At 72.2% G+C, this 8,114-nt stretch carries 8 protein-coding genes; 2 read left to right on the top strand and 6 right to left on the bottom strand.

Features of this window, described 5'->3' with window-relative positions; all coding sequences use genetic code 11:
- Positions 1 to 402 precede the first annotated feature (402 nt).
- Positions 403 to 1,101, top strand: coding sequence for an ester cyclase (locus tag ACFYYR_RS11110; RefSeq protein WP_388849887.1), 699 nt, complete (start codon positions 403 to 405; stop codon positions 1,099 to 1,101).
- A gap of 72 nt (positions 1,102 to 1,173) precedes the next feature.
- Here the strand turns inward: ACFYYR_RS11110 and groL are convergent, their stop codons facing one another.
- The 3 genes from groL to ACFYYR_RS11095 all read right to left on the bottom strand — a co-directional run bounded on the left by groL (position 1,174) and on the right by ACFYYR_RS11095 (position 4,688).
- Positions 1,174 to 2,796 carry a chaperonin GroEL gene (gene groL, locus ACFYYR_RS11105; RefSeq protein ID WP_388849884.1) on the bottom strand — a complete coding sequence of 541 codons (1,623 nt, stop codon included), beginning with the start codon at positions 2,794 to 2,796 and terminating at the stop codon, positions 1,174 to 1,176.
- A 90-nt stretch (positions 2,797 to 2,886) separates the two neighbouring features.
- Entirely contained in the window at positions 2,887 to 3,195 is a 309-nt protein-coding gene (gene groES, locus ACFYYR_RS11100; protein ID WP_329175511.1) for a co-chaperone GroES, read from the bottom strand.
- A 434-nt stretch (positions 3,196 to 3,629) separates the two neighbouring features.
- Positions 3,630 to 4,688: a polysaccharide deacetylase family protein gene (locus tag ACFYYR_RS11095; protein ID WP_388849880.1), complete on the bottom strand. Its 1,059-nt coding sequence runs from the start codon at positions 4,686 to 4,688 to the stop codon at positions 3,630 to 3,632.
- An 89-nt stretch (positions 4,689 to 4,777) separates the two neighbouring features.
- On the opposite strand from ACFYYR_RS11095, the gene ACFYYR_RS11090 reads away from it, so the two are divergent.
- Positions 4,778 to 5,953, top strand: a complete 1,176-nt coding sequence (locus tag ACFYYR_RS11090; RefSeq protein ID WP_388849877.1) for a methyltransferase domain-containing protein — start codon at positions 4,778 to 4,780, stop codon at positions 5,951 to 5,953.
- A 52-nt stretch (positions 5,954 to 6,005) separates the two neighbouring features.
- On the opposite strand, the gene ACFYYR_RS11085 is transcribed toward ACFYYR_RS11090, so the two are convergent.
- From ACFYYR_RS11085 to rimI, 3 genes are read right to left on the bottom strand one after another with little or no spacing between them, the layout of a single operon-like run.
- A complete protein-coding gene (locus ACFYYR_RS11085; RefSeq protein WP_388849874.1) occupies positions 6,006 to 6,284 on the bottom strand; it encodes a hypothetical protein in 279 nt (92 codons plus the stop codon).
- 10 nt (positions 6,285 to 6,294) lie between these two features.
- Positions 6,295 to 7,467: a tRNA (adenosine(37)-N6)-threonylcarbamoyltransferase complex transferase subunit TsaD gene (gene tsaD / locus ACFYYR_RS11080; protein WP_388849871.1), complete on the bottom strand. Its 1,173-nt coding sequence runs from the start codon at positions 7,465 to 7,467 to the stop codon at positions 6,295 to 6,297.
- On the bottom strand, positions 7,460 to 8,068 hold the full coding sequence (rimI, locus tag ACFYYR_RS11075; protein WP_388850335.1) for a ribosomal protein S18-alanine N-acetyltransferase: 609 nt from the start codon (positions 8,066 to 8,068) through the stop codon (positions 7,460 to 7,462). Before rimI ends, tsaD begins: the two co-directional genes overlap by 8 nt.
- Between the last annotated feature and the right edge of the window lie 46 nt (positions 8,069 to 8,114).

The raw sequence follows: 8,114 nt of genomic DNA, 5'->3' as shown, positions 1-8,114 counted from the left end.
CCCGGGGGGGGCGGGGTGGGCGGGGGGGGGGGGGGGGGCGGGGGCCCCGGGGGGGGGGGGTTCCGGAACGTATATTTACGGCCCTGGGGGCCACAAATACACGGCAGCTTCCGGAACCCCCCACCCCTGCGGCCCCGTCACCCTCACGTCTCGTCGGCGGCTGACCCCCATCGCCGCTGAGCCAGGAACGGCCTCTCGGACGTCGCCGTCCCGAGGGTGGGCAGGCCCCGTCACCCTCACGTCTCGTCGGCGACTGAACGACATCCGTGCCTCGGAGCCTCTTCCTCAGCCGTCGCCGCCCCAGGGTGGGTGGGGCCTTCGCGTCGTGGTCGGTTTTCGACACCCCAGGTTTCGGGCATTTCGTCACTGAAGTGGAGTAATCGCCCAGCGCTGGGAGGCGTCATGACTTTCGTGCAGATCATCGACTGCAAGACGGACAAGATCGACGACATGAACCGGCTCATGGACACCTGGGCCGAGCGGACCCGGGGGAAGCGGACCGCTACGCACGCGGTCGTCGGGCAGGACCGGGCCGACGGGGATCACGTCGTCGAGATCATCGAGTTCCCGTCGTACGAGGAGGCGATGCGGAACTCGGGCCTGCCGGAGACGGAGCAGATCTTCCAGCAGATGGTGGCGCTCTGCGACGGCGCCCCGACCTTCACCGACCTCGATGTCGTACGGGACGAGGCGCTCAACAAGGACACGGTGCGGCGGTTCTTCGAGGAGGTGGCCGTGGCGGGGCGGCTCGATCTCGTGGACGAGCTGTTCGCCCCGGACCTGATCGACCACGACATCTCGAAGGACGTGGAGTCCACGACCGGGTCCGATGTCATCCGGCAGGACGTCACGGGCTGGCGGAGCGCCTTCGCCTTCGACTTCACGCTCGAGAGCATGCTGGCCGAGGGCGACGAGGTGGCGGCCCGGTGGACCTGGCAGGGCACGCACCGCGGCGACTTCATGGGCATCGCGGCCACCGGCAAGGACGTCATGATGACCGGCACCACCGTGTTCCGGTTCCGCGACGGACGGATACAGGAAGCCTGGTGGCACTACGACCTGCTGCGGCTGCTCCGGCAGCTGGACGCCGTGCCGATGTGACCCGCACGCGAAGAGCCCCCGCCCCCGCCGCCGAGCGGTGGGGACAGGGGCCCTTCGTGGTGCCTCGCGAGGTCAGTGCGCGTGGCCGTGACCGTGGCCGGCGTCGGCCTCTTCCTCTTCCTTCTTCTCGACCACGAGCGTCTCGGTGGTGAGGAGCAGGGAGGCGATGGACGCGGCGTTCTCCAGCGCGGAGCGGGTGACCTTGACCGGGTCGATGACGCCGGCCTTCACCAGGTCGCCGTACTCGCCGGTCGCGGCGTTGAAGCCGTGGCCCTTCTCGAGCTCGGCCACCTTGGAGGTGATGACGTAGCCCTCGAGGCCGGCGTTCTCCGCGATCCAGCGCAGCGGCTCGACGACGGCGCGGCGGACGACGGCGACACCGGTGGCCTCGTCGCCCTCCTTGCCCAGGCTGCCCTCGAGCACCTTGGCGGCGTGGACCAGAGCGGAGCCACCACCGGAGACGATGCCCTCCTCGACCGCGGCGCGGGTCGCGGAGATGGCGTCCTCCAGACGGTGCTTCTTCTCCTTGAGCTCGACCTCGGTCGCGGCGCCGACCTTGATGACGCAGACGCCACCGGCGAGCTTCGCGAGGCGCTCCTGGAGCTTCTCGCGGTCCCAGTCGGAGTCGGTGGCGTCGATCTCGGCCTTGATCTGGGAGACGCGGCCCTGCACGTCCTCCGCCTTGCCGGCACCGTCGACGATCGTGGTGTCGTCCTTGGTGATGGTCACGCGGCGGGCGGAGCCGAGCACGTCCAGGCCGACCTGGTCGAGCTTGAGGCCGACCTCCTCGGCGACGACGGTGCCGCCCGTGAGGGTGGCGATGTCGCCGAGCATGGCCTTGCGGCGGTCGCCGAAGCCCGGGGCCTTCACCGCGACGGCGTTGAAGGTGCCGCGGATCTTGTTGACCACGAGGGTGGAGAGCGCCTCGCCGTCGACGTCCTCGGCGATGATCAGCATCGGCTTGGAGCCGCCGGCCTGGATGACCTTCTCCAGCAGCGGCAGCAGGTCCTGGATCGAGGAGATCTTGCCCTGGTGGATCAGGATGTACGGGTCGTCGAGGACGGCCTCCATACGCTCCTGGTCGGTGACGAAGTACGGGGACAGGTAGCCCTTGTCGAAGGCCATGCCCTCGGTGAAGTCGAGCTCCAGGCCGAAGGTGTTGGACTCCTCGACGGTGATGACACCGTCCTTGCCGACCTTGTCCATCGCCTCGGCGATGAGCTCGCCGACCTGCTTGTCCTGGGCGGACAGACCGGCGACGGCGGCGATGTCGGACTTCTCGTCGATCGGGCGCGCGATGGCGAGCAGGTCGTCCGAGACGGCCTTGACCGCGGCGTCGATGCCCTTCTTCAGGGCGGCCGGGGAGGCGCCGGCGGCGACGTTGCGCAGACCCTCGCGGACCAGCGCCTGGGCCAGCACGGTCGCGGTGGTGGTGCCGTCACCCGCGATGTCGTTGGTCTTGGTCGCCACCTCCTTGACGAGCTGGGCGCCGAGGTTCTCGTACGGGTCCTCGACCTCGACCTCGCGGGCGATGGTCACACCGTCGTTGGTGATGGTCGGCGCGCCGAACTTCTTGTCGATGACGACGTTGCGGCCCTTGGGGCCGATCGTCACCTTCACGGTGTCGGCAAGCTTGTTGACGCCACGCTCGAGGGCGCGACGGGCGTCCTCGTCGAACTTCAGGATCTTCGCCATGGTTGCGTATGTCCTCTCAACGAACTGCGCCCCGGACGCCCGGTTGTTGAGACACGGGTTCCGGGGCGCAGATCAAAAACAGTGGGTGAATTACTTCTCGACGATCGCGAGAACGTCGCGAGCCGAGAGGACGAGGTACTCCTCGCCGCTGTACTTCACCTCGGTGCCGCCGTACTTGCTGTACAGCACGACGTCGCCTACGGAAACGTCGAGCGGAAGGCGCTTGCCGTCCTCGAAGCGGCCCGGGCCCACGGCCAGGACGACGCCCTCCTGGGGCTTCTCCTTGGCAGTGTCCGGAATGACCAGGCCGGAAGCCGTGGTCTGCTCGGCGTCCAGCGGCTGGACCACAATGCGGTCCTCGAGCGGCTTGATGGCAACCTTGGTGCTGGCGGTCGTCACGATCCGACCTCCCCCTTCGGAGATCTCACGGGGTTAACTGTCTGAGGTGGCGACCTGGTAGATCCGTCGTCGCGGGTGCCGGACCTGCCCGTCGCTGTGTAGCTGGCACTCCGTAGTGGAGAGTGCCAAAGCTGAGACTATGACGGCGTTAGCACTCAGTCAACTAGAGTGCCAACGAACCTCCGGGCGCCCCACCGGTACAGGCGGGCCGGGCACGGTCCTCCGCTGTCGGCCCGGCCTTCCGTGGGCGGGCTTGTTGCTGGTCAGAGCGGTGGGGGGCAACGCTCGGCCGCCGGGCCCGGCGTGGTGCCGGGACGCCCGGTTTCCGGCGCGGAGCCGGAGTGTCAGGACGGGGCCGCGCACCCCGGGCCGGGCGTCCGGCTGCCGTTCGCGCTGCGAACCCGCCGCCGTCGGGCGCGCGGACGCCGGGGCCCTCAGATGTAGTCCTCCAGCCTGGCCACCGCGAAGCCCTGGGCAGTGGCGGTGCGCAGCACCTCGCGGACCATGTCGGCCATGGTCCCGCCCCATTCCCCGCGGCCGCGGAAGTGCGTGAGGATGATGTCGCCCGGGTGCAGCCGGCCCCGGGTGTCGGCGAAGTCGATGCGGTCGGCGAACGCCTCCTGGGTCCAGAGCGGCACGCTGCGGACGCCGCAGGACTTGGCGGCGAGCAGCGTCTCCCGGTCGTAGTTGCCGTACGGCGGGCGGAACAGCCGCGGCCGCACGCCGAACTCCCGTTCCAGGTTCCGCTGCTGGCGGCAGATCTCCTTGTACTGGTCCTCGAAGGACAGCTCCGTCAGGTCGGGGTGGGTGAGCGTGTGGTTGTGCAGGGAGACGCCGAGCCGCTGGAGCTTCCGGAAGTAGCCGTAGTCGTCGCGCACGACGTAGTCGCTGAGGAAGGCGCTCACCGGCACGTCCAGTTCGCGGAGCATCCGGATCAGCTCCGGGTCCTTGTGGCCGCCGTCGTCGATGGTGAGGAAGACCACGCGGTCGGAGGTGGGCACACGGGTGAACACCGGGGGGAGGCCGGACCCCATCGAGAGGGAGCGCGGCGTGGCCGGCCGCGCCTTGCGGACGGGCGGGGCGGGCGCAGCGACCGGCGGGCGGAGCAGGCCCCAGCGCTGGGCGGCGCGCAGCCGGACGGACCGGGCGTTCAGCCTGCTCTCGGCGTAGATCGCCAGGTCGCGGGGGAGGTCCGGGGCCGCCGCGGGGGCCGGACGCCCGGCCGTGCGCGGGACCGGACGGCGGTCGGCGGCGGGCGCCGGGCCGGGGCGCCCCGCGCCGCGCGAGGCGGCTTCGGGGCCGTGCGCGGCGGCGGTTCCGCCCGGCGCCGACCGTCCCGGTCCGGGGTCGGGTCCGGGCAGTGGTGCGGTGCGATCGGGAGGCTGTGCGCAGGCTCCGCCGACCACGCCGACCAGGAGCAGGACCGCGGCACAGGTGGTGGACCGGAATCGACGCTCGTGAGTGTTTTTTTCATTTTGTCGTACTAGTTGCATGGCGCCGCATCCTGCCAGGGAGTCGGCCCCGCGGCGGCGCGACAGACCGTGGTGCCCGGACGGTCCCCCGCTTGGCCCACAATTGACCGGTGAACGCCCTCGACTCCTTCGCCGCCCTGCTCACCGACGAGGGCCGGGCGCTCCTCGCGGACCTGCGCGACTACGACCCCGCCCAGGAACTGGCGACCGCGACCCGGCTGCGCCGCGACCACCCCGCCGACCTGGTGTCCGCGGCACTGGGACAGGCCCGGCTGCGGCAGCGGGCGGCGGCGAAGTTCGGTGCCGAGGACGCGGCCGTCATGTTCTTCACCCCGAACGGCGTGGAGCAGGCCACCCGCACCTCCGTCGCCCGGTACCGGGCCGAACGGTTCGCGGCGCTCGGCGTCCGGCGGCTGGCCGACCTCTGCTGCGGCATCGGCGGCGACGCCATCGCCCTCGCGCGGGCCGGCGTCGAGGTCCTCGCCGTCGACCGGGACCCGCTGACCTGCGCGGTGGCCCGGGCCAACGCCGAGGCGCTGGGCCTGGCGGACCGGATCGAGGTGCGCTGCGCGGACGTCACGGAGGTGGACACCTCCGGGTACGACGCGGTGTTCGCCGACCCGGCCCGGCGGGGCGGCCGGGGGCGGATCTTCGACCCGGAGGCCTACTCCCCGCCGCTGTCCTGGGCGGTCGGTGCCGCCCGCAGCACCCCGTACGCCGCCCTGAAGATCGCCCCGGGCGTCCCGCACGACGCGGTGCCCGACGACACGGAGGCCGAGTGGATCTCGGACGGCGGCGACGTGAAGGAGGCGGTGTTCTGGTTCGGCACCGCGCCGGGCGCCCGCCGCGCCACGCTGCTCCCCGGCCCGCACACCCTCACCGGAGCCGGGCTGCCGGACCCGGCGCCGGGTCCGGTCGGACGCTGGCTGTACGAACCGGACGGGGCGGTGATCCGCGCCCATCTGGTGGCGGACGCGGCGGCCGGCGTGGACGGGCGGCTGATCGACCCGACCATCGCCTATGTGACGGCGGACGAACTCCACCCGACCCCGTGGGCCACCGCGTACGAGATCACCGACGCGCTGCCCTTCAACCTCAAGAAGCTGAAGGCGCTGCTGCGGGAGCGCGAGGTGGGGAAACTGACGGTGAAGAAGCGCGGCTCGGCCGTCGAGCCGGAGGAGCTGCGCCGGAAGGTCAAACCGCAGGGGCCGAACGCGGCCACGGTGTTCCTCACCCGCGCGGCCGGTGCCCCGACGATGCTGATCGGGCGGCCGGCGCGGGGCTGAGGGATCGTTGCCCTACGGGCCCGGGGACGGCTCCCGGCTCGGCGGCGGGCGGCTATTCGGGGGCCCGCGCCGACGGTTCGTGGTCGAGGGCCTCGAACCGCCAGCGATGGACCGGCCGGTGCAGCAGGTCCTCCGCGGGGGAGCCGAGTTCGGGGAGGTCCGCCTCGTACGGGGCGTCCCACCAGGTGATGACCAGCACCCGGTCGCCGGGGGCGCCGAAGGTCTCGCGCCGCAGCGGCGGACCGGCGAGCTCCTGCGCGCGGGCCCACGCCAGCAGTTCCGGGCCGCGGCCCTCGGCGGCCCGGGCCTCCCACATCAGCGCGACCGTCATGCGTGCACCGTCATGAGTACAGGTTGTCCTTGCTCAGCTCGTGGAAGTGGTCGTGGTCGTGGGCATGGCCATGCCCGTGGCTGTTGCCGTCGTGGCTGTTGCCGCCGTGGCCGTCGTGCGGGTGGTCGTGGTCGTGGTTCTCGCCGGGCACATGGGGCTCCGTCACCGGGAGCGAGGAGTCCGCGGACAGGTCCCAGGCCGATGCCGCCCGCCCCCGCGCCACCATCTCCGCGCCGAGCGCCGCGACCATCGCCCCGTTGTCCGTGCACAGCTTCGGCCGCGGCACCCGCAGCACGATCCCGGCGTCCTCGCAGCGGCGTTCGGCCATGGCGCGCAGCCGTGAGTTGGCCGCCACCCCGCCGCCGATCATCAGATGGTCGACGCCGTTGTCCTTGCAGGCCCGTACCGCCTTGCGGGTCAGCACGTCGACCACGGCCTCCTGGAAGGACGCCGAGACGTCCGCCACCGGGACCTCCTCGCCCGCGGTGCGCTTCGCCTCGATCCAGCGGGCGACGGCGGTCTTGAGGCCGGAGAAGGAGAAGTCGTAGGCGGCGTCCCGGGGGCCGGTGAGTCCGCGGGGGAAGTTGATCGCCTCCGGGTCGCCCTCGCGGGCGTACCGGTCGATGACCGGGCCGCCGGGGAAGCCGAGGTTCAGCACCCGGGCCACCTTGTCGAACGCCTCGCCCGCCGCGTCGTCGATGGTCGAGCCGAGCGGGCGGACGTCGCCGGTGATGTCCGGGGCCAGCAGCAGCGAGGAGTGGCCGCCGGACACCAGGAGCGCCATCGTCGGCTCCGGCAGCGGCCCGTGTTCCAGCTGGTCGACGCAGATGTGCGAGGCGAGGTGGTTGACGCCGTAGAGCGGCTTGCCGAGCGCGTAGGCGTACGCCTTGGCCGCCGAGACCCCCACCAGCAGCGCGCCCGCGAGGCCGGGACCGGCGGTGACCGCGATGCCGTCGAGGTCACTGGCCGCCACCCCGGCGTCCTTCAGCGCGCGCCGGATGGTCGGAACCATGGCCTCCAGGTGGGCCCGGCTGGCGACCTCCGGCACGACACCGCCGAAGCGGGCGTGCTCGTCGACGCTGGACGCGACGGCGTCGGCGAGCAGGGTGTGCCCGCGGACGATGCCGACGCCGGTCTCGTCGCAGGAGGTCTCGATTCCGAGGACAAGCGGCTCGTCAGCCATCGTGGGTCGTTCCTTGTTCGTCTGCGGCGGGGCCGTCTGTGGCGTCGCCGTCTGCGGCGGGGTCGGTGTCGTGGGCGGCGGGCGCGGCCACCGCCGCGGCCGCGTCGTGCGCGTGCCGGGCGTCGTGCGCGGCGAGGTCGGGGACGGCGGCGGCGCCGTCGGCCGTCTGGGAGCGGCGCATGACCACGGCGTCCACGTTGCCCGGCTGGTAGTAGCCGCGGCGCAGGCCGATGGGCTCGAAGCCGAAGCGCTCGTAGAGCCGCTGGGCCCGGGCGTTGTCGACCCGCACCTCCAGCAGCACCTCGTGGCACTCGAAGGCGGTGGCGCCGGAGAGCAGGTCGGTGAGGAGGCGGGCGCCCAGGCCCGTACCCCAGTGCTCGCGCGCGGCGGCGATGGTCTGGATGTCACCGGTGCCGTCGACGGCGGACAGCCCGCCGTAGCCGACGACCCGGCCGTTCTCCTCGGCGACCACGTAGCGGCGGGTGGCGGACGGCCCGCGGGCGTGCGCGAGTTCGGACCAGAACAGCCCCCGCGACCAGGCGTCGTCGGGGAAGAGCTCGCGTTCGAGCTCCAGCACCGGCTCGACGTCCCACCAGCGCATCTCGCGCAGGGTCACGGCGCCGGGGGCTTCCGCGGTCGGGTCGGTC

This window comes from Streptomyces sp. NPDC001922, from assembly GCF_042891165.1.
In the GTDB taxonomy this organism is placed as follows: Bacteria; Actinomycetota; Actinomycetes; order Streptomycetales; family Streptomycetaceae; genus Streptomyces.
This window is presented reverse-complemented; position numbering and strand designations above follow the sequence as displayed.

Bases quoted from the DNA above. Each gene is read 5' to 3' on its own strand.
- ACFYYR_RS11110 (WP_388849887.1), top strand. From the start codon at position 403: ATGACTTTCGTGCAGATCATCGACTGCAAGACGGACAAGATCGACGAC.
- groL (WP_388849884.1), bottom strand. From the start codon at position 2,796: ATGGCGAAGATCCTGAAGTTCGACGAGGACGCCCGTCGCGCCCTCGAG.
- ACFYYR_RS11095 (WP_388849880.1), bottom strand. From the start codon at position 4,688: ATGCAACTAGTACGACAAAATGAAAAAAACACTCACGAGCGTCGATTC.
- ACFYYR_RS11085 (WP_388849874.1), bottom strand. From the start codon at position 6,284: ATGACGGTCGCGCTGATGTGGGAGGCCCGGGCCGCCGAGGGCCGCGGC.
- tsaD (WP_388849871.1), bottom strand. From the start codon at position 7,467: ATGGCTGACGAGCCGCTTGTCCTCGGAATCGAGACCTCCTGCGACGAG.
- rimI (WP_388850335.1), bottom strand. From the start codon at position 8,068: ATGCGCTGGTGGGACGTCGAGCCGGTGCTGGAGCTCGAACGCGAGCTC.